Consider the following 21,200-nt stretch of genomic DNA (forward strand, 5'->3'; position numbering starts at 1 on the left):
GAATTTCTGTATTGCTTTGCACTAAGCTCACTTTAGTATATTATACCACATTTTGTCTATTTAACAAGATGGCAGGCTACGAAGTGGCCTGGCTCAACCTCACGAAGCTCAGGGGTTACCTCACGACAGATGTCTATAGCATATCTGCACCTGCTGGCAAACCTGCACCCTTCAGGAGGATCTATAGGGCTCTTTACGTCTCCCTGAAGTATTATCCTCTTGTGCTCCTTGTTCTTCTTCGGATCAGGAATAGGTATCGAGGATAGAAGAGCCTGAGTATATGGATGCAGCGGCCTTCTGTAAAGCTCATTGCTATCAGTGATCTCCATCATCTTGCCAAGGTACATTACACCTATCCTGTCGGAAATGTGCTTGACCATTGACAGGTCATGGGCGATGAAAAGATAGGTAAGGCCCATGTTGTCCTGTAGATCCTCAAGCATATTTACTACCTGTGCCTGGATTGACACATCTAGTGCCGAAATTGGCTCATCACATACCACTAGATCCGGCTCTACAGCAAGAGCTCTTGCAATACCGATCCTCTGCCTTTGTCCGCCTGAGAACTCATGGGGATACCTGTTGGCATGCTCCTTTTTAAGTCCTACGGTCGTAAGAAGTTCATAAATCTTATCCAGCTTCTCCTGACCAGTATAGAGCTTGTGAGTTTCTATACCCTCTCCGATGATCTCTGAAACAGTAAGCCTTGTGTTTAAGGATGCGTAAGGGTCCTGAAATATCATCTGAAGTCTCTTCCTGTACTTAAGCATCTCGTGTTGGGATATATTTGTAATGTCGTCTCCATCATATATGATCTGTCCGCCTGTTGGCTGATAAAGTCTGACGATGGATCTTCCAAGAGTCGACTTTCCACAGCCTGATTCTCCAACAAGTCCAAAGGTCTCGCCTTTCTTGATATAAAATGACACGTCGTCAACAGCTGTCAGATTCGCGCTTCTTCTGTTGAAAAAGCCTCCTGTCTCTATAGTGAAATATTTCTTAAGATTTTTGATTTCCAATAGTGGTCTGTTTTGTTCCATCCTACAGAACCCCCTTTCCAAAGCCTTCAACTACCGGGGCATCCTCGTGGAGTAGCCAGCATGCTGATGTATGATCTTCGCCTACCTTAAACATTGGCGCAGGTTGCTCCTTGCAAATCTGCATTACATGAGGACATCTGGTTGAAAATGGGCATCCAGCAGGAGGCTTCAAAAGATCCGGAGGAGATCCTGCTATCGGCTTAAGTCTTTCCTTTTGCTCTCTGTCCATCCTCGGAACAGATTTTAAAAGTCCTTGAGTGTATGGATGCTGTGGATTTGCAAAAATATCCTCCACGCTTCCCATTTCCATCGGCATTCCACCGTACATAACTATAAGATCATTACAGGTTTCAGCTATGACCCCAAGGTCATGGGTGATCAATATGATCGAAGTTCCCGTCTTGACTGATATATCCCTCATGATATCAAGTATCTGAGCCTGGATCGTCACGTCAAGCGCAGTGGTCGGCTCATCAGCGATGAGCAGCTTTGGACTGCAGGACAGTGCAGTAGCTATCATGGCACGTTGTCTCATTCCTCCGGAAAATTCGTGAGGGTATGAGTTTATCCTTCTTTCAGGTTCAGGGATCCCGACAAGCCTCAGCATATCAAGAGCTCTTTCAGTTGCTTTGTGTTTGCCCAGCTTCTGGTGCCTCTCAATTACCTCCACCATTTGATCCTTGATCTTAAATACAGGATTCAGTGAGGTCATTGGGTCCTGGAAGATCATAGCTATTTCGTTCCCTCTTATATTCGACATTTGATTCTCGGTGTAGTTAGTTATGTCCTTGCCGTCGAATATTATGCTGCCTTCCTTTATTTTCCCAGGAGAGTCGATCAGCTTCATAACAGAAAGAGCTGTGACGCTCTTACCGCTTCCTGACTCGCCTACTATCCCCATTACATCCCCTTTTTTCATCTTAAAGGATATTCCTCTTACTGCCTGTACCTCTCCGACATGGGTATAGAACGAGGTTTTTAAGTTATTTATCTCTAAAATATATTCTCTGTTGTCCATTTTTCCCTATCCTTTCCTTAGTCTTGGATCCAAAGCGTCTCTAAGTCCGTCGCCTATGAAGTTGAATGCCAACATCGTTACAGCTATTGCCATTGCAGGGAAGAACAGCTGATACGGGTAAGTAGTCAGTCCTGCAAGTGCGTTATTGGCCAAAGTACCCCAAGAAGCCATTGGTGCTGAAACACCAAGACCGATAAAGCTTAGGAAGGATTCAGTAAACACTGCTGACGGGATCATCATCGCCATAGATACAATGATTGGTCCTATTGCATTTGGGATAAGGTGTCTGAAGATTATTTTCCTCTTGGAAACGCCCATTACCCTGGCTGCAAGAACGAATTCCTGCTCCTTAAGTGAAAGCATTTGTCCTCTTACCAGCCTCGCCATGGATACCCAGTAAACTGAACTCAGAGCTATGATGATGTTCCATAACCCGCCTCCTCTGAACCAGACCATAAGGAGGATTACATAGAGTACCAGTGGTATGGAGTTGATTATATCAACGATCCTCATCATAATATTGTCTACCTTGCCGCCCTCGAAGCCTGAGATACTTCCATATACGACTCCGATCAGAAGGTTGGCGATAGTTGCTATAAATGCTACAAGAAGTGATATCTGAGCTCCATACATTACTCTGGTAAGAAGATCTCTGCCAAGTCCGTCAGTTCCAAACGGGAAAAGCTTGTTCCACTTGGTAGCTGCCGGGTATTGCTGGATCTCTCCATTATACTCAAGGGTCATGTCGTAATCATAGCCCATTTTAGTCGGGAGAAGGTTGTAGGAAAAGTCAAGCTTTACCTCTTCATCTCCCAGTTCATAAACATATATCTTGTTAATCATGTCTCTCTTCAATGGATCCAGCTTAAGTCTCTCAATAAGAGTACCATCGGATTCTACAAGGAACATATTGTAGTCCTTTGAGACATGGAAGAACTTATCTCCAAATTGATATAGCTCAAGCCTTGGGGCTAGGTTTTTGTAGTCGTTCACCTGATCTGAATAGGAGTAAGGCGTAAACCTTGGTCCCACAAATCCAAACAGTAGTATCAGTATTATGGTCAATATTCCAAGCATTGAAAGCTTGTTCTTTTTAAGTCTCCTCCAGGCATCCTGCCAGTAGGTCAGGCTTGGTCTAACAGCCTCGCTTCCCTCTCCAGTCTGCTCAACAAATACGAATTTTTCTTTTGACATACCTATTTTTCCTCCCTGAACTTGATACGAGGATCGATGAGCGTATAAGCCACGTCAACCAGAAATACCATTATCAGGTAGAACACGGCGTAGAATACTGTTATCCCCATTATCGTAGTATAGTCTCTGTTGCTGACGCTCTCGACGAAATGTCGGCCTATGCCAGGGATCGCAAAAATTTTCTCAATTACGAAGGAACCGGTAAGTATTGCCGCTATCATTGGACCAACGTAAGTGACTACAGGGATCAATGCATTTTTCATTGCATGCTTCATTATTACCGAGAACTCCTTTATGCCGTTAGCCCTTGCAGTCCTTATATAGTCCTGCCTTAATACCTCCAGCATGCTTGACCTTGTCAATCTCGTTACAAACGACAATGAATAGCCTGCAAGAGCAATTACAGGACCTATATAGCCCTTTGGATCATTTATGCCGAAGCTGGGGATCCAGCCGAGCTTACCAGCGAAGAAATATATTATCACTGTAGCTACGACAAAGCTTGGTACAGTTATGCCTAGGGTCGCCATGATCATTACGGCATAGTCAATGGGCTTGTTTTGCTTAAGTGCGGAAATTACCCCCAGGGGAATTCCTAATGCTACTATTATTACAGTAGCCATAAGACCAATTTTAGCCGATGCAGGGAAGCCCGACTCTATAAGGTCGTTTACAGTTGTTCCAATTTTGGAATAGGAAGGCCCAAGGTCAAAGGTTATAAGGCCCTTCATATAGTTCAGGTATTGAACTGGAAGCGGGTCATCCAGATTGTACTTAGCATTCAAAGCTCTCAGGATCTCATCTGGGACAGGTCTCTCTCTGGTGAATGGGCCTCCCGGGATCGAGTGCATCATTGTGAATGTAAGCGTTGTAATCAAGATGATCGTGATAAGCATCGATATGATTCGCTTAAGATAAAAAGATTTCAACTATGTAGCTCCTTTCTTGTAAAATTCTCCTCTATCCTTTCGATGAGGTTAAAAAAATAGAGTATATTTGACAAGCTGTCATGCATGTGTTCCCCTGCCTATACAGCGGGATTAACCCTAACTACTCAACCACTTTACAAATACACTCTTATTAAGTTGTCCGTTTGACATGTATAATTTTATCACTTATGGACCTAATTTTCAAATTATATTTGCAATTGTCTGGTAACATCTAAGCCTAGCCGTTCTTGAAAAATACACACATTCCACTATCACAGCACCATGGTAGCCCTGTCTTCCGTCACCTAAATAAAGGAGTGGCTTAAGCCACCCCTTTGATCACGCCTTTGAAGTTGTTGCCTTTGGTTTTCCGTCCTTGACCGCTGGCTTGATAGTAGTTTTCCAAGCATGCATTGCCAGTGATACGGCTATAACACCGTATGCTACGAAAACCCTGAAGTATTCCCCTAGCTGAGCGTTGTTGAACAACTGCTTTCCAGCTTGTGGAGCAACTATAAACAGTGTATGGAATAATATTACTCCGATTATAGCCTGCTTATTCGTAGCCTTCTGTACTGAAGCACCTCCTACCAGCAGTGCTGCAATGGTGAACTGTGCCACCTGAGTATGCGCACCATAGGTAGAGAAGGTACCGATATTTTGTAGATATATAAGCTGTCCCCAGCAAGCCAGCACTGTTGATAGTATCATGGCGATTATACGGGTCCTGTCTACATTTATACCTGCCGCATTGGCAACTACCCTGCTTTGACCTACAGTCCTCATGTTCTGACCTAGTCTTGTCTTGAGAAGCATATTGTTGAATATGCAAAGTGCGACTATACATAGGTATGTGGTGACCGGAATATATACGTACATAAGGATCTCTTCTACCGGCTTCAGATAAGTCAGTCCAAAAGCGATCGCCATTGCAATTATCGCAGCTATAGGCTGTTTTATGTTGAAATCCTCTTTTTTAAGTATAAGCTTGTTGTTCACTATTCTCCAAAGCTGGATCACAGTCCAGGCTGCAAGTCCAATAATTACCGCATGGAGGAGGAGCAACCTGTCAGTTGCAAGGAATGCCTCCATTTGAGGTACAAAGGTAGCTGCATAAACTGCTCCGGCAAGCGCCAGCAGGACAATATCTTTTACTATGGAAACCCCCGTCTTCTTGATGAAGTTGTATGCCATTCTTATTACAAGCACAGCTATCGTAATAAAGAATAGGATCTCGATTATAGTAAGCATAGATACTGTATCCAGCGAATACTTTATATTGTCTGCCAGGTCGATTGTATTCTTAACCCCAATTCCTCCGGGAATAATAAGTCTTGGGCTGTCGACAGGGATTATGCCTCCTATTACATAGAGGAAGAACAGCTGATATATACCGTCCGCAAAGTATCCAAGGACCATACCTGCAATCATTTCAGCACCCTTCATTTTATTGAACAGCCTTCCGACCATCCAGCCAAAGAGTATAGCTATCGGCGTTGCCATAAGAACTCCAAGAAGGAAGCCCTCAATTCCCTTGAATCCCCAGTATACTACCCAGAAAACCGCGATCTGAGCAGCTATCGCACCTATAGTGATACCAAAGTTTAACCCCATGCCTGCAAGAACGGGGATCAGCAATGCCAGTACCATGAAGCCGTTACGCCCGATCCTTGTGAATAACTCCGCCGAAACAAAGGTCAATGGATTTCCCGAGGCGTAAATAGCACCTATACAGAGGATCACGAATAGCAGAACTACCTTGTTGTCAAGAATCTTATTGATTAGCTTGTGTCTTGATTCGCTCATTATTTGCTTCCTCCCTTCGTCTTTGAAAGGGCATAAAGGATGATACCGTTTGAAATGATTATTCTAATTACGTCAGAAAGGTTACCCTCCGGAAGGACCTTATTAGCAACCGGAAGAGCAACTGCCAATATCCCCTGGAAAAGAAATGCTCCTATTATGACGTGAGATATTTTAGCTTTATTGATTGAAGCTCCTCCAATAAGAACTGCAGCTACCGAGTGGAAGCCCATCATCAGCGGTGCATTGTAAAGCTGCAGAAAGCCGTAGCTTTGTGCATATGTTATTATCCCAATTGATGCAAGTGCTGTAGAGACAGCTGTACCAAGGATCCTCATCTTATCAACGTTTATCCCCGAGGATCTAGTAAATGCAGGGTTAGAACCAGCTGCACTCATTGCCATCCCAAGCTTGCTCTTCATAAACACTCCTACAAGGAAGCATGTTAACAGAAAGAAAAGGATCAGTCCTGTAGGAACGGATAAGCCTGTCACCGGATCTCCAATAGTAAATGCCAGGAAATTATTGAATACTCCACCAAAGCTCGACTCCAAGCTAATAGTAGTCCTCATTCCCTGCCCGCCAAGAGGCCAGATAAGCTCGCCGCTTTTATATGGAAGGGACAGCCAGATCATATTCATAAAAGCTATGACTGAAAAGCCTACATAGGTAGAAACCGTCATTTCAGAGCCCTTAACCTTGTTTAATAGCATTCCGTAACCGATACCGAATACACTTCCTATTGCAAGACCGACCAGCATGGCAAATAATATGCTTAGCCAGGGACTGCTTATGCCAAGCTCTATAGCAAGAGTTGCACCTAAAAGGCCTGCAACTATACCAAGGCTTATTCCAAAGTTGAGTCCGATCCCGGACTGTACTGCAGGTACCATGGCGAGAACCAGTATTCCATACATCGCCCATCTTCTTATGGCATCGCCCATTAGGCTGGAAACATTCAGACCAAGCGGTGCTGCTGCAGCAAGTATCGTAAGGAAGAATCCGACTATGATAAGCCTGGGCAGCCCTATATTGTCATATATGCTCTTCAGTCTTTCACTCATTTCCACCACTCTCCTTCATTGAGCCTGCCATTGCAAGACCGAAATCGGCATCAGGATCGTCCGGTTTGAGTATCTTTGCCAGCTTTCCATCGGATACTATTGCTATCCTGTCACAAAGTGACCTAAGCTCAACAAGTTCAGAACTTACCATTATTATTGTAAGACCCCTTTCCCGGTTAAGCTTAACAAGATACTCCAATACAAGCTTCTTAGCCCCGATATCGATTCCTCTTGTAGGTTCTGAAACGATAAGGATTTCAGGATCTATCGTAAGCGCCCTTGCCAAACATACTTTTTGCTGGTTTCCTCCTGAAAGGCTCCCTGCTGTCTGCTTTGGTCCAGTACATCTTATGTCAAGGAGCTTTATCATATCAAGTGCATGACCCTTCGCCTTTTTACTGTCGTATAGCTTCATCGGGCCGATTTTTCTGATAAAGTCCTCCTTAATTTGCATAGCTGTAAATACGATATTGTTTTCTATCGATTCATCAAGGAGAAGTCCTACTCCTCTTCTATCCTCGGAAACGTTTGCAATTCCATGCTCCAATGCATTCCCGAGCTTTTTAAGATCCAGCTCCTCACCGAATACCTTCACTGTTCCTTCAGATTCATACAAACCCATTATGCCATTTGGTATACCTACCTTACCTTGTCCTGCCAGGCCTCCAATGCCGAATATTTCACCTTTTTTAATATCCAGATCTATACCTTTTACCATCTCACCTGGCATCACTACATGGAAATCCTTGATCGACATAGCAATATCATCGTCAGACAATGTCCGGGGATCTTCCTGTTCATCAACCAGCTTTTCGACCTTTCTACCGATCATAAGCTCTGCGATCTCAACTACTGAAGTGTCCTTGACATCCTTCCTAGCCACAAATTCTCCGTCTCTTAGTACCGTAAGACTGTCTGCTACTGCCATTACTTCATCAAGTCTATGAGTTATAAATATTATTGCAATTCCCTTGCCGGCAATAGTCCTCATGATCTCAAGCAATCTCTCAGCTTCACTTTCAGTTAGAACTGCCGTAGGTTCATCGAATACCAGGAGTTTGATGCCTGTCTTATCTATCTCTCTTGCTATCTCTACAAACTGCATATAGCCAATTGGCAGACCTGCTACCTTCACATACTCCTCGATACTCAGGCCTATATCTCCCAACGCTTTTTTCGCATCCCTTTTCATAGAGTCCATATCAAGGGTTTCAAGGTTTCTTCCAAGAAATCTGCTCAAAAGAGTAGGTTTGCTTATCTCTCTGCCTACCTTAATATTCTCGGTTACAGTAAATCCTGGAATGAGCATAAATTCCTGGTGTACCATCCCAATTCCAAAATCCATAGCTTTATGAGGTGCATCAATAACTGCAGGCTGTCCATCTATTTCGACGGTTCCTTCAAAGCCACCTGTACTATGTATGACCGGCATTCCAAACAAAATATTCATCAGAGTGGATTTACCTGCACCGTTTTCTCCCATGAGGGCGTGTATTTCGCCTGGTTTTACCTTAAAATCAACGCTCTTCAATACCCTGTTTCCAAAGTACTCCTTGGATATGTTCTCCATATTCAGAAGATATCGGGTTTCCAATTGCATCCCTCCTATCCTTTGCTTATTTTTTGTCTAATTAACGCATTAAAATCCGCCGGCTTACCGATCAAGCCGGCGGATTCTATACTAATACATTTTAGTTAGCTGCAAAATCATAGAAGTCGCAAAGGAGCATGTAGAAGTTTTCAAGCTCTACGCCAGCCTCATTGTATTTGGACAATGTTGCAGAGCCTTCTCCGCCAGCGATTCTGTTGATAATTGTTCCAAGTACTGCTTCATCGTTAGTTCCGCTGGTTCTTCCCTCGATAAACTCGATTGCATAGTCAACTCCAGCCTCAACCATAAGCATATTTATAGGAACGCTCCAGGTTGACATTCTGCCTTCTTGGCCAGCTTCTGTCAGTTTAGCATCGATTTGATCAAGCATGTATTGAACGTCGCCTTCATGTCCTGCAACATCAACGTTGAATGCAGCCGGATAGCCATGGTATGGGCTTGGGCAGCACTGTTGCGGATATATAGCACCTTGCTCAAGAATCGATCTTATCAAAGGTTCTTGCATAGCACAGTTAGTTGAGAAGAATGCTGTGTCCTTTCCGTACTGAGCAACTTGTCTTGGCACGTCTTCAAGAATGAACTGTTGAGCTCCTGATACGCCTGCATCGCCTGTTGGGTCTGGTGCAGTTACGTCAACAAACTCGATACCAAGCTCTTTGCATTTTTCTATCATAAGCTCTCTTCTTGCAGCTATTGTAGCATAGGAGAGGTGACGAGCAAATGAATAGTGGATGAAAGTCTTAGCTCCCATTTCATAAGCTTTTTGAGGTATTGATGATCCCATTGAAATCTCGTCTACAAGCATAACTACGTCAGCTTTGCTTGATATAGTCGCTGGGTCTTCTGCTGCAACCCCTGCTACGAACAGCATGTCAGGTCTTGTTTCTCTTACCTTGTCAATTGCAGCTGATGCGCCTGGAACTGCCTGTACGAATACTATAGCTTTCACGGCAGGATCTGATGAAAGTGCAACAACGTTAGCAATAGTAGTCTCTGTCTCTGATGAGAAGTTATCAGGATATGTAGCTGTTACGATTTTATCGCCATATTTCTTGACCATATTCTGAGCAGCCTGATACTCTTCTTCACCTTGTGATACCGTACCGGTTATTATACCGATCTTGTAGTCTTCTGCCGGAGCTTCAGCTGGAGTTTCTGCAGGTGTCTCTGCCGGAGCTGGAGCAGGTGCTGGTTCTGCACTTCTGCAGCCTGCCAGACTAAGTACCATAGTCAAGGCCAGAAGTAAACTGATAATCCTTTTTGACATAATTATCCCCCTTTAATATTATGTAGTAATTAGTCTTCAATGAATAGACATAAAATTCAAAGAATTCTAATATGAAATTTATTATACAAAAAAACCCAGCGAATTACAATCAGCAAATTGTATCTCAATTATCCCGGAAATAAAAAAACAGCACTGCGTTTTAGCAGCAGTGCCATTTCTAAAGGTTTTTGAAAACTAGAAAAATTTGTATATAGCTACCGTGATCCTATACCGCACAAGGGCTGTATCCACAGTCCTGACATTCTGCGCAACCTCCGGAATGATTCACCTTTCCACCGCACATAGGGCATGTTTCAGGATCTATTTTCAGCTGTTCCTCTGCAAGCTGTCTGATCTGTTCTTGCAGTTCGTCTATCTTGTCAATGTTTGACTTTTTCTTATTAGTTATAAGAATACCGCTTCTTGCACACCCATCTCTGTATATGGTAATTCCCTTAAGTCCCTTCTCCCATGCATAGATATAAAGGTTCTCAACCTCTTCAACTGAGAATTCATTGGGCACGTTTACAGTAGATGATATGCTGGCATCGATATATTGCTGCCATGTTGCCTGAACTTCTATCCTCTCTTTGTATTCGAGGTTTGATGTAGTTATGAAGAAATCAGGAAGCTCCTCCTCATAGGAAAGGCCATTGGTATCCATATACTCCTTCACTATCGGTGTGAATACCTTGTAGTAGGTATCTTCAAGATGAAGCGACTCCGACTTTCTCGTATATGATACCTGGAATATCGGTTCTACACCGTTGCTGCAGCCAACAAGCGTTGAAATGCTTCCTGTCGGCGGTATTGTAAGGAGCTGGCTGTTCCTCAGGCCGTGTTCCTTGATAAGCTCCATAACGTCCTCATCTGCATTCTCCTGGACGAATGGAGAAGCTAATATTGCATCAAGGTTGAACCTTGGGAAAGGACCGTCGACCTGAGCCATCATTGCCGATTGTCTCAATGCTTCATTTACCATTATTCTTCCTACTTGATGTACAAGAGATATGGACTCACTGCTTCCATACTTGACTCCCATCTTTATGAACATATCCGCAAGACCCATGATACCGAGACCTATTTGTCTAAGCTCTCTGGACATTTCCCTCTGCTGCTCCAACGGATGGAGATTCATATTCTCATCAAGGACTTCGTTTAAATAAATTACTCCATTTCTCACCATTTCTCCAAATTTCTCAAACTCGAATCGGGCATATTTGGTAAATGGATGCTTTACAAATTCGCTTAGATTTATTGATGCGAGGTTACAGCTTCCAAAAGCAGGGAGTGTCTCTTCAGCACAGGGATTTACTCCAGCAAACTCAAAGGTTTCGTCATGACTCATCATATGCCAGGAGTCTATCCTGTTCTTGTATAGGATCCCCGGCTCCGCCATGTTCCAATTGTTGTAGGCAAGCTTTTTAAACAGGTCTCTTGCCCTTATGGTTTTGGAGATCTCTTCACCGGTCGATTCGACCTTAAAGTAAAGTGTGTAATCCCTGTCTTCCTTTACTGCTGTCATAAACTCGTCGTCTACGTTGACCGAAATATTTGCATAGGTTACCTTTTTCAGGTCATTCTTAACGTTTATAAAATCCTCGATATCCGGGTGGATACAATCAAGGTTGAGCATCAGGGCTCCCCTTCTGCCTCTCATCCCTATTAGTCCTGTAACCATTGAATAAAGGTCCATAAAGCTTACGGCCCCGGTTGTTGTACTGGCAGCGTTGTTTACCTTGGAACCCTTCGGTCTGAGCTTTGAAAGCGTCAACCCAACTCCTCCGCCGTAGGAGTAAGTCCTTGCAAGATACTTGGCTGTGTCAAAGATTGATTCAATATTGTCTTCAACCTTGGGCATAACGTAGCAATTGCTTAGAGTGATTTTTCTTCCATGCTTGTCAAGTCCTCTGCCTGCAAGGATCCTGCCTGCAGGCATGAATTTCTTATCCTTGATGGCTTTTTTGATCGGGTTATTGCCACCGCTGACCCTGTCAAGGAATTCATCAAAGGTCTCTGAGTCAAAGCGATATTTCTTCTCGTAAATATCTCTTTGCAGGTCAGTCATGTTCCAGCCCTGCTCTCTCAGCCTTGCTCTTTCTTCACGATAGATGATATATTTTCTGGCTACCTCAGGTCTTGTCTTCATCAGTTCGATTTCAACAAAGTCCTGGATCTGCTCAATAGTTACTTTTTCAAGACTGGCAAATTCATCCATTGCCTTGTCTGCTATTTCCCTGGCGAGAACCTCATCAATACCCTTTTCTGTCTCATTCATAGCCTTCTTGACGGCAATTTCGATTTTTTCTCCGTGAAATTCCACGATCTGGCCGTTACGCTTCTCCACCTTCAACATTGCATTTACCCCCTTGGCTTGTTCTCTATATCCAGCATCAACAACTATATATTGTGTGTGGTCGATGCACCATATACAACATATATACAATTTACCATATTATTACTCCATATTCAATATGAAAAAAGGCAATTTTGGTATTGATATTTTGGGGTATTTATGCTAAGGAGGCTTAGCAAAAGGGGGAATATATATGAGCTACATAAATACACTTGAAAAAATACTTGATTCGAAGGATGCAACAGCGGGAGGAAGTGCTGCAGCAGCAATGGCTGGAGCAATGGCATGTGGTCTTATCGGGATGACTGCAAGGCTTTCGCTTATGAAGTGCTATGGCCTGGAAGACAGACAATACCTTGAGCTAGCTGAGGAGCTTGACGAAATGAGCTTCAGGCTTCTTCGAGGGGTCAAGGAGGACCAAAAGGCATATCAGGATATCTGTGTCGCTATGAAGCTCCCCAGAGAAACAGAGGAGGATGTTAAATCCAGGTCCTCCGCTATTGAAATGTCCGGAATAAAAGCACTGGAGGTCATGCGGGACAACGGTCGTTTATGTAAAAAGGTCTATAGGATCGGGTTGATGCTTAAAGACAACTCTGACAGCAATGCAGCTTCCGACCTATCTACGGGTATGGCTTTGGCACAAGCAGGAATAATTGGATGCACTGGAGGTATCAAGGCTAATCTTTCTCTTATCCACGACCCGGAAGTTTCAAGGGCTTTCCATGAAGAAATGGATAAACTACTTAAAGAGGAGAAGTACTATATTGGGGAAAGGCAGCATTAGAACCAGTGAATAGTGAATAGCTGGCAGTGAATAGTGAAAAAAGAAAATGGAAAGGGGAAAGGGACAAGCGTTAGGCGATAAGCGTTAGTTGGACAGTTGGAGAGTTGGACAGTGTTTAGTGGAAAGTGGAAGACTACAAGGGGAAGCTAAGATCCTTCACTACCGTTCAGGATGACCAAAATTAATCATTCTGAACTTTAGCGAAGGATCCTTCATTGTTCATTGTGAATTGTGATTTGATAATTGTGAATTATTCAGTTCTTCCCTCCACGGCATACCGCCCTGAGCTCCGAGCTTTGTTACGCTTATGGCAGCTGCCTTGTTGGCAAATTCCACTGCGGCCTTAAGTTCCTTTCCCTCAATAATGCCTGCTGCAAGGGCTCCGTTAAAGGTATCCCCGGCACCTGTGGTATCTACAACCTTAACGGGATGCCCTTCAACATGTATCAGCTTTTCACCATTATGATATGATGCCCCTTTTTTCCCTCGAGTCAGGATAAGCTTGTTGGGATACTCCTTAATGATATCCTCCGCATCCCTGTTCCCAAACAAATGCATGAGCTCAGTTTCATTGGGCGTAATATATGTCGCCTTAAGAATAGAGTCCATCGATATATCTGCGGCTGGAGCAGGGTTTAGGATAACCGGTATATTTTGTTTACTGCAGATCTCCAGTACGTACTCAACCGTTTCAATTGGTATCTCCAGCTGAAGTACGATCATCCCGGAGTTTGAAATCAGTTGAATTTGTTCGTCTATGATTTCTTTTGTCACCAGATGATTTGCTCCAGGTATTACAATAATGCTGTTCTCTCCATCCGAAAGGATAATTCCCGCTACTCCTGTGGATATCCCCTCAAGTATTTTAATACCTTGAGTATCTACCCCCTGTTTTTGAAGATTTTCCAGCATAAGCCTTCCATTGGCATCATCTCCCACACAGCCTAAAAATCCAACCTTAGCTCCCAATCTTGCGGCAGCTACCGCCTGATTGGCTCCTTTTCCTCCAGGAACCGTAATAAAGCTGCTTCCCAGGACTGTCTCCCCCGGTTCAGGTCTTCTGCTTGTTTGAAAAACCAGATCAGCATTGATGCTTCCTACAACAAGGATATCGTACATCTCTATACCTCCAGCTTAAGACTCAGCCAATTCTTTACATAGGCTTCCTTTGTCATAGTCGGCTTGAATGCATTAAGAGCTGCAGTCAGATTTACCTTATCCATAAGCATGTCTGCCACCGTTGTTGCTACAAGCTTAGCAGGAGCCAGGTAAGCCTTTTCTTCGTCAAGGATATGAAAATCCGCTCCATGAAAGCTTCCACCAAAACCGCTGAAACCAAAATGGAGCACTGGCTTAATATTTGAGACATCCGCAACATCATCAGATGCAAAGGTCCTCCCTCCAGTCAATAGGTCTTCAACTCTGACATACTCCAAAGCTCTCTTGTGAAAATATACGTCTACACCTTCAAAATAATTACTTGGAAGGTAGCCGGGAATATCCTCTATCTCACACTCACAGCCCAGAGCCTTTGCTGAATGAATGAATGCGTTATTGATACGGTCGTTTGCATCGTTGATCGCTGCAACTGTGCTGCCTCTTACATATGTTTCTACTTTTACCCGATGAGGGACTGTATTTACCGCGTCTCCGCCTTCCTTGATCACCGGATGGAACCTTATGTGGTGGTCATCCTGGAAGGTCTCTCTAAGCAGCCCTACTGCCTGGATGGCAAGTATAGCGGCATTCAGGGCATTCCTTCCTAGGTGTGGATAAGCGCCGCTGTGGGCAGATACTCCTTTAAATACAGCAGTTTTTGCAATAAATCCATTTGACGCGGTTCCTGTCTCTATGACTGCTCCAGGAAGGCCATTGCCATGGCTTCCTATAATAAGATCGACATCGTCGAAGGCTCCTGCTGCTATCATGTTCTGCTTCCCCGAAAAGGTTTTTATCTTTCTCTCCTTTATGAGGTTCCTTCTGTAGTCGAAGTCTACGAACTCCTCTGCAGGGGCTGCTATTAGGGATAATGCTCCACCGGTTTCCTTTAAAATTCCGCTTTCAGAAACTGCCTTGAAGGCAGCTGCCATAAGAGCCATCTGGGCATTGTGTCCACAGGAATGAGCAGCCTGATCCTCATTCAAAGCAAGCTTATGACCCTTGGTAGGCAGAGCATCCATATCGAATAAAAGTGCAATATGAGGCCTGCCCTCTCCTATGGTAGCCTTAAATCCGGTTATAGCATAGGCTTCAAAGCTAGTAAGCTTTATGTCTTTGATATAGCTAAGAAGAAGCTCTCTGGTCTTATACTCCTTGTAGCCAAGCTCGGGATTTTCAAACAACCTTCGTCCCAGGATTATTATCTCTTCCCTCTTGCTTTCAAGAAGCTCATTTATTCTGTGTGTCATAATACCACCCTCCTATACATCTCTTTAAGCGGTCTCTGCGTCAAGCTTCTCAAATGCCTTTTTCAATTCCTTGATGAATTCCTCCCTGTCTATGTGGAGAAGAACCCGTGTGTTTGGTTTTTCGTAGCGCATCCACTCCCTGTTGTCAGCGGCAGTTCTTCCCCTGTGAGGACCATCGGAGACGTCGATGTCCACTTGAAGATCCTTCCATTTGAACATTTCAGGTCTTAGCAGATACATCACGCTGCAAACATCGTGGAGAGGATATGAGCTATAGCCCTCCCTGCTGTGATATCTGGTATAGAAGTACAAAAGCTCACCGCACATTCTTGATACTCTTCCGTCGGAATCCCTTAGCTCCTGTATTTCAGAATCGGTTATTGCAGCCTCATGAGTCACCTCGAGACCGCTCATTACTATCGGGATCCCCGAATCGAATACGACCTTGGCAGCCTCAGGATCTACAAATATGTTGAATTCAGCATGAGGCGTTCTATTTCCGGCATAAATAGAGCCTCCCATTAGTGAAATCATCTGGATCTTATCCTTTACCTCCGGGAATACGGACAAGAGCAGCCCTATATTGGTCAGAGGTCCCACTGGTACAAGTGTGACCTTGCCCTCAGCAGCCATTATTTTATCCCTCAAAAAGGTCACAGCGTTCGTCGAATCTAACTGAAAATCAGGCTCCGGAAACTCCCAGCCGTCCAGTCCGGTTACTCCATGGACATCGTCTCCAAGCTGGAGCTTTCTGATTATTGGCTTGGAAGCCCCGCTTGCAGCTGGAGTCCTCATGCCCAGGTAGGAGTACAGTCTTCTTAAATTATAGGTTACCTTTTCAAGCGTCTGATTACCTGCCACAGTTGTGACTCCAAGTATATTTAGCTCATCCTGATGTGAAAGTGCAAGCAATAGAGCCATTACGTCGTCATGTCCCGGGTCGCAGTCTATGATTATGTTTCTCTTTTCCATATCTTCCTCCTATTTATTAATGATCCTTTCCTGCCTCTTCTTCCTGTTAAGGCTGTATACTGCAAGGCCTGCTATAGTCGTTATATACGGTATCATCTGCACCAGCTCATATGGCAAACTGGCTCCAGTCTGAAACACGTTTGCCATCGCATCTGCAATTCCGAATATGAGGGAAACTACCAATCCACCGATCGGAGTGCTGCCGCCCATCGCATTGGCTGCTAGCCCTATATAGCCTCGGCCTGCAGTCATACCATTGGTGAACCAGGACAAATACCCCATGGATAGAAATGCTCCACCGAAAGCTGCAAGTACCCCACTCATAGCCAAGGCTATGTATTGGATCCTGTGGACATTTATGCCTACAGACTCTGCTGCATGGGGATTCTCCCCAACTGACCTTATTTTTAGGCCCAATGGGGTTTTATAAAGCATCAGGTGCACTACTACAACCATTATAAATACCAGGTATGTCAATATATTGTGTCTTGAAAGAACTGTTCCGATAAACGGAATCTGCTCGATAACTGGTATTGCTATGTTTGGAAGACTTAAACTCTTAAGAGATGACGATACTCCCCTGTCCCCGGATACAAGGTAAAGAAGGAATATAGTCCCCCCTGATGCCATCAAGTTGATAGCAACACCTGCAAGAATGGCATCCGTCTTCAGCCTTAATACCAGTACTCCCAAAAGCAAGCCAATTGCTCCACCGGCTACAAGAGCTGCAAGCAAGCCCAGCCATGGATTTTGAAGCTTTGCCGAAAATATTACGCCCACTAAAGCGGCAATGAGCATTGTACCTTCAATGGCTATATTGAAAACTCCTGATCTTGCTGCTATTGTAACTGCAAGTGTGGCAAACAATATAGGCGTCGTAACTCTTAGGACAACGAAAAGAAAGTCGGGTGAAAGCAGGATTTCAGCTATACTCATATCACTCAGCTCCTTCCGTTTCCATTTGCAGCCTGGCCTCACGTGCCACAAGCTTGTGTTTATACTTGGACAGGAACTGCTCAGCTACTATAAGGATTATTATGATGCCTTGTGTTATAGCTACTATTTCAGGTGATACGTCTGTGGAGCGCGACATTATATCTGCCCCTATCCTTATATAAGCAAGGAAGAATGCTGCCAGGGGAACAAACAAAGGGTTCTTCTTGGATAGGGTAGTAACGATGATAGCATCCCAGCCATAGCCTAATAGTGCAGCCCAGGAGAATCTTCTGTACATCCCCAGAAGCTGTACGCTCCCACCTACTCCGGCAATGAAGCCTCCCAGAAGCTGAGATATAAGAATGACTGTAACTATGTTCATTCCGGAATACTTTGCAAATTTTTCATTTTCTCCTGAGATCCTAAGCATATATCCAAGCTTGGATTTGAACAGGAAAAGATATCCAAATACTGCCGTCAGGAGCGCTATAAAAAGTCCTATATGGATATTAGTGCCCGATACTATGCTCTGAAGCTTTACAGATTCAGGTAAAAGGTGCGAGGTCAAAGCTCCCGCAGTTGTGTCCCTCAGATAATAGCTAAGTACATAATTACCGAGGAAAAGAGCTATATAGTTAAGCATCAGCGACGATACAAGCTCACTTGCCGTGGTAAATATCTTTAAGACCGCAGGGATCGCTGCAAACACTGCCCCTGTAAGTCCTCCAAGGATAATTGCAGCTATTGGATGCACTCCTTGTGACATTGGTACCATTAGACCTACCACTGCCGCAACGAGCCCTCCCAAGTGGAAGCTTCCTTCAGCTCCCAGGTTGATTTGATTTGCCGAGAACATTATGCTTACAGATACTCCCGTAAATATAAGGGGTATCATAAGCTCAATGACATTTGCAAAAAGCCTTTTGCTTGATAAAGGTCCTGTTATCATCCTCATTATTGCCTCTACGGGCTGATCGCTGACTAGGAAAATTACCAGGAATGACAAAATAAGGGCGATAGCTATGGATAGTGCCGTCCTGTATGTGTTGAATTGCGAGCTTTTAAGCATATACTATCCCCTCCAGTCCTTCGTCCTTCTCTATTCCCAGCATGTACCTTCCCAGCTCCTCTTCAGTTAGAACGGACACATTTTTGAAAACTCCAGAGAATTCTCCCTTATACATTACTGCAAGCCTGTCAGACAGCTCCATGACCTCATTAAGGTCTGCAGATATCAATATTACCGCACAGCCTTTATCTCTAAGCTCGAGAAGCTTCTTCCTTATAAATTCTGCAGCGCCTACGTCGATACCTCTTGTAGGTTGATTTGCGATTATTACCTTTGGATCGTCTGAAAACTCCCTTGCCACTACTACCTTCTGGATATTCCCTCCGGAAAGCATACCTACCTTGGTTTTAAATGATCCTGCCTTTATTAGAAAATGGCTTATTAGATCCTTGGCAGCCTGCTCCATTGGCTTTTTCCTTAGGAATACTCTTCCTGAAAACTTTTCCTTATCGTACTGATTCGCAAACAGATTGCTCAATAGGTCCATATTCTCAGCAATTCCATAGGTCATGCGATCCTCAGGTATATAGGACATGCCCTTTTCTCGCAGATCCTTTATACTTAAACCCTTTGTAGAGGCTCCAAAGAGGCTGTATTCACCTTTGTAGTTCTCAATAAGGCCCGCCATAACCTGCGCAAGCTCGCTTTGTCCATTTCCCTCAACTCCGGCAATGCCAAATATCTCGCCCTCCTTGACATCAAAGTCAAGTCCGTTCACCTTCTTTGTGCCTGCAGAGTTCCATACCTCAAGTTTCCTTATTTTAACAGCTGTCTCCCTAAGGTTCAACGCCGCCTTGTCAAACTTCGTTACAACATCCCTGCCTACCATCAGCCTTGATATCTCCTTGGTAGTAAGGTCTGAGGTCTCATATGTTCCCATGTTTTTGCCATTTCTCATTATGGTTAGGCGATCGCATATCTCTTTGATCTCATCAAGCTTATGAGAAATAAATATTATAGTATGTCCCTTTTCCTTAAGTCTCCTCAACTGGACGAAAAGCTCCTCAGTTTCCTGGGGTGTCAGAACAGCAGTAGGTTCATCGAGTATAAGTATATCTGCTCCTCTGTATAGCGCCTTCAAAATCTCGACCTTTTGCTTAATTCCGACAGGAAGATTCTCAACCTTCTCTTCCACGTCCAGGTCGAAGTTATACTCATCGGCGATCTTCCTTGAAAGCTCCTCAGCCTTTTCAATATCTGTAAAAAGACCCTTCTTGGGCTCAACTCCCAGGATTATGTTTTCTGCTATTGTGAAGCTTGGCACCAGCATAAAGTGCTGGTGTACCATACCGATCCCTAATCTTATCGCCTCCAGAGGATTTCTGATGGCTACTGGCTTCCCATTTAGGATGATCTCTCCTGATTCGGGAGTCTCTATCCCAAACAGGATCTTCATGAGGGTACTCTTTCCTGCTCCATTCTCACCGAGAAGAGCATGGATCTCTCCCTTCTTGAGAGAGAGGCTTATATTATCGTTGGCAACTACTCCATTGGAGTAGATCTTAACGATATTTTTCATCTCAAGTATCATGTCTGTCATATTGTCACCGCCTTCTTCCTTTCAAAAGCAGCCTAAGACTATTGAATTTGGCTGTAAATTTAAGGAAGGAGGAACAGCTGAGCTATTCCTCCCACCAGAGGTATTATTTTACTGAGTCCTTAATTGCCTGGATCTCTTCGTTTGTCTTGCCAAATGCGGTGTCTACGACGATCTCGCCGCTCAGGATCTTCTCGGACAGTTCGGTTACTTCATCCCTGACCTCCTGAGGTACAAGCTTCTGATAGTATTCATTGTCTGCAATTCCTACTCCGTTCTCAGCTATACCCAGAGTTTCAGCCTGTCCGTAAGGGACCTTGCCTTCAAGCTCAAGGTCGATTGCTCTTAGTATAGATTGGTCAACATTCTTAAGCATCGATGTCGGAATAAAGTTTGCTGCGGGTTCTCCCAGGATAAGTGCCTGGTCAGAGTCAACTCCTATTGCAAACTTCTCTACCTCCTGTGCTGCATCGATTTGACCAAGCCCAGCCAAACCAGCGACGTTAAATCCTACATCTACACCGTTTTGCTGATATTGTGAAAGCGCAAGGTCCTTGCCTTTTGGTGTGTCGTAGAAGTTTCCAACAAAGGAGACTACAACCTTAATATTCTCTTCAACATGCTTAGCTCCTTGGATATATCCAAGAAGGAAGTCGTTGATTACCGGGTTCTCAGCTCCGCCCAGGAAGCCAATGGTCTTGGTCTCACTAAGTCTTGCCGCAATTGCACCAGCAAGGAATGAACCCTCGTTTTGTTTATACATTATTGAATAGATGTTCCCAAAATCGCCAGCTGAGTAATCCATATCCTGGTCAAAAATAAAGAATTTTTGGTCTGGATACTGAGGAGCTACCTCTGCCAAAGGCTCAGCCATCTGCCAAGTTCCGACGATTATGATATCCCAGGTTCCGTCATCTGCATAGTCATACAGCGTAGGAAGCCATTTTGTCTCATCTGTTGTCATTTCGACTGTGGCGTACTCAAATCTGTCTCCATACTTTTCCTTCGCCATTTGCAGCCCTCTGTCCGCTGAATCGAAGAAGGATTTGTCGCCCAGTGTCCCGTTAAGGAGCAATGCAACTCTCAAAGGCTCATCGCCTGCGCCAGCCGGTTGCTCAGGTGCGGTCGTTCCACAGGCTGCAAGGCCAATGGCCATGGTAAGGATCAACAATAGTGCCAAAGCTTTTTTCATAGTTTCCCTCCTATTT

The 21,200-nt window shown here is 44.2% G+C and carries 17 protein-coding genes; 1 reads left to right on the forward strand and 16 read right to left on the reverse strand.

Annotated features, from left to right (window positions below):
* Positions 1-56: 56 nt before the first annotated feature.
* The 9 genes from AC4PHB_RS08675 to AC4PHB_RS08715 form a co-directional block, all read right to left on the reverse strand.
* Positions 57-1,040, reverse strand: coding sequence for an ABC transporter ATP-binding protein (locus AC4PHB_RS08675; protein ID WP_333686800.1), 984 nt, complete (start codon positions 1,038-1,040; stop codon positions 57-59).
* Position 1,041: 1 nt separating this feature from the next.
* Complete coding sequence (locus AC4PHB_RS08680) at positions 1,042-2,058, reverse strand: ABC transporter ATP-binding protein (RefSeq protein WP_492136049.1); 1,017 nt, start codon at positions 2,056-2,058, stop codon at positions 1,042-1,044.
* Positions 2,059-2,064: 6 nt separating this feature from the next.
* Positions 2,065-3,252, reverse strand: coding sequence for an ABC transporter permease (locus AC4PHB_RS08685; protein WP_333688228.1), 1,188 nt, complete (start codon positions 3,250-3,252; stop codon positions 2,065-2,067).
* Positions 3,253-3,254: 2 nt separating this feature from the next.
* Entirely contained in the window at positions 3,255-4,181 is a 927-nt protein-coding gene (locus AC4PHB_RS08690) for an ABC transporter permease (protein ID WP_333688226.1), read from the reverse strand.
* A 339-nt stretch (positions 4,182-4,520) separates the two neighbouring features.
* A complete protein-coding gene (locus AC4PHB_RS08695; RefSeq protein ID WP_492136050.1) occupies positions 4,521-5,987 on the reverse strand; it encodes an ABC transporter permease subunit in 1,467 nt (488 codons plus the stop codon).
* Complete coding sequence (locus AC4PHB_RS08700) at positions 5,987-7,048, reverse strand: ABC transporter permease subunit (protein ID WP_492136051.1); 1,062 nt, start codon at positions 7,046-7,048, stop codon at positions 5,987-5,989. Before AC4PHB_RS08700 ends, AC4PHB_RS08695 begins: the two co-directional genes overlap by 1 nt.
* Positions 7,041-8,642, reverse strand: a complete 1,602-nt coding sequence (locus tag AC4PHB_RS08705; RefSeq protein ID WP_492136052.1) for a sugar ABC transporter ATP-binding protein — start codon at positions 8,640-8,642, stop codon at positions 7,041-7,043. Before AC4PHB_RS08705 ends, AC4PHB_RS08700 begins: the two co-directional genes overlap by 8 nt.
* Before the next feature lie 97 nt (positions 8,643-8,739).
* Positions 8,740-9,927, reverse strand: a complete 1,188-nt coding sequence (locus AC4PHB_RS08710; protein WP_492136053.1) for a DUF3798 domain-containing protein — start codon at positions 9,925-9,927, stop codon at positions 8,740-8,742.
* 226 nt (positions 9,928-10,153) lie between these two features.
* Positions 10,154-12,283 carry an adenosylcobalamin-dependent ribonucleoside-diphosphate reductase gene (locus AC4PHB_RS08715; RefSeq protein ID WP_492136054.1) on the reverse strand — a complete coding sequence of 710 codons (2,130 nt, stop codon included), beginning with the start codon at positions 12,281-12,283 and terminating at the stop codon, positions 10,154-10,156.
* A gap of 193 nt (positions 12,284-12,476) precedes the next feature.
* Here AC4PHB_RS08715 and AC4PHB_RS08720 point away from each other — a divergent pair, with 193 nt between their 5' ends.
* Positions 12,477-13,070 (forward strand): cyclodeaminase/cyclohydrolase family protein, encoded by a 594-nt coding sequence (locus AC4PHB_RS08720; protein ID WP_492136055.1) that lies wholly within the window; start codon positions 12,477-12,479, stop codon positions 13,068-13,070.
* 219 nt (positions 13,071-13,289) lie between these two features.
* Here the strand turns inward: AC4PHB_RS08720 and rbsK are convergent, their stop codons facing one another.
* The 7 genes from rbsK to AC4PHB_RS08755 form a co-directional block, all read right to left on the reverse strand.
* Complete coding sequence (gene rbsK / locus AC4PHB_RS08725) at positions 13,290-14,189, reverse strand: ribokinase (protein ID WP_492136056.1); 900 nt, start codon at positions 14,187-14,189, stop codon at positions 13,290-13,292.
* 2 nt (positions 14,190-14,191) lie between these two features.
* The gene (locus tag AC4PHB_RS08730) at positions 14,192-15,478 is read right to left on the reverse strand and encodes an amidohydrolase (RefSeq protein WP_492136057.1); all 1,287 of its coding nucleotides are present in this window, start codon (positions 15,476-15,478) and stop codon (positions 14,192-14,194) included.
* 24 nt (positions 15,479-15,502) lie between these two features.
* Positions 15,503-16,450, reverse strand: a complete 948-nt coding sequence (locus AC4PHB_RS08735; protein WP_492136058.1) for a nucleoside hydrolase — start codon at positions 16,448-16,450, stop codon at positions 15,503-15,505.
* A 9-nt stretch (positions 16,451-16,459) separates the two neighbouring features.
* The gene (locus tag AC4PHB_RS08740; protein WP_492136059.1) at positions 16,460-17,386 is read right to left on the reverse strand and encodes an ABC transporter permease; all 927 of its coding nucleotides are present in this window, start codon (positions 17,384-17,386) and stop codon (positions 16,460-16,462) included.
* Position 17,387: 1 nt separating this feature from the next.
* Positions 17,388-18,455 (reverse strand): ABC transporter permease, encoded by a 1,068-nt coding sequence (locus tag AC4PHB_RS08745; RefSeq protein WP_492136060.1) that lies wholly within the window; start codon positions 18,453-18,455, stop codon positions 17,388-17,390.
* Positions 18,448-19,995: an ABC transporter ATP-binding protein gene (locus tag AC4PHB_RS08750; protein WP_492136061.1), complete on the reverse strand. Its 1,548-nt coding sequence runs from the start codon at positions 19,993-19,995 to the stop codon at positions 18,448-18,450. Before AC4PHB_RS08750 ends, AC4PHB_RS08745 begins: the two co-directional genes overlap by 8 nt.
* Positions 19,996-20,098: 103 nt before the next feature.
* Entirely contained in the window at positions 20,099-21,184 is a 1,086-nt protein-coding gene (locus AC4PHB_RS08755; protein WP_492136062.1) for a BMP family lipoprotein, read from the reverse strand.
* Positions 21,185-21,200: the final 16 nt, after the last annotated feature.

It is taken from the genome of Gudongella sp. QWL-04 (genome assembly GCF_058683975.1).